This window comes from Paenibacillus sp. sgz302190 (genome assembly GCF_059820445.1).
Map to the genome: position 1 here is coordinate 1 of NZ_JBZYAO010000102.1, position 1,114 is coordinate 1,114.

Consider the following 1,114-nt stretch of genomic DNA (forward strand, 5'->3'; position numbering starts at 1 on the left):
TGACGAATGGTTTTCGCAGCCTTCACCATATCAGGGATTTGGCTGTGCGTCGCCCAGTAGTACCAACTGTCCAGGAACAGTTTTGCCTTCTCCGGTGTTTCCTGCTCCCACAGCTTCGAGAAGGTGAGCTTCAAGTGATACGCTTTTGCTGTTTTCAGGTCTTCATCCTTGAGGCTAATCAGTTTTTCCTTTTGCTTAGCGGTTAAGTTTTCTTCGTTCTTCAGCCAAGCGTATCGACTGTCCTTGAGTTCGGCTACCGTTCGTTGTTCTTTTCGTCTTGTCTCGTCTACAGCCGTATGGATCACTTTCATGACATGGAACTTATCGTAGGTTATTTCGACGTTCGGAAAAAAATTCCTCGCTCCGGCAATAAAGCTCGGTGACATATCCATACATAATTCTTCAATATCATCCGGGTGGCCGCATTTCTGTAGCAATTGGCCTTTAAAGTCAAACAATGTCCGTTGATCTTTCCCTTCCGCCACGTGAAGCACTTTACGGGTATCCAAGTCCATGACCAGAGAGACGTACTCGTGTCCTTTCGCCCGAGAGGTTTCGTCTATGGCAATACGCTTAACCTCTTCCCACGTTTGTTCCTTCCGCGCTTCATCCACGTAATGGTGCAAAATCGGCCATAAAGTGGTGTCATGCTCTCCGAGCAGTCTGGAAACTTCGTTCATTGGCATAGCTTTGGCGAGCAACACCATAAAGGCTTCAAAATACAACGAATAGCCGGAACGCTCGCGGGCCCACGAAAGTTCGGCTGTTTTAGGCGTATTGCATGAATCGCACTCTACACGCGGCGGCTTGCCGATCAGCACAGCGCGATATTGGAAGAAGTTCATGTGCCGCCATTCTCGTTCCTTACCGTGGTCATAAATCCGGCAATCTGGTTTACCACAAGTACCGCAAGTGTGCAAACTACCGTTCACGGTCCGTATGTAAATCCGCAGTTCTTTTTGATCCGGTTTGAAAGCGACATTGTATACTTCCCAACCTGTCCCTAAATTCAAAGCTCTATTAAAAATATCGTTTTCCGTCATCCCAGATATCTCCCTTCGGGGTTCTATTACAAGGATTGACGGCTTATTGTCATGCTAAACTGGGAAGAACC

1 protein-coding gene is annotated in these 1,114 nt (G+C 47.4%); it reads right to left on the minus strand.

Annotated features, from left to right (window positions below):
* A partial coding sequence (locus tag AC6RNO_RS36680) for an ISL3 family transposase (protein ID WP_497108441.1) occupies positions 1 to 1,043 on the minus strand: 1,043 nt, incomplete at its 3' end.
* Positions 1,044 to 1,114: the final 71 nt, after the last annotated feature.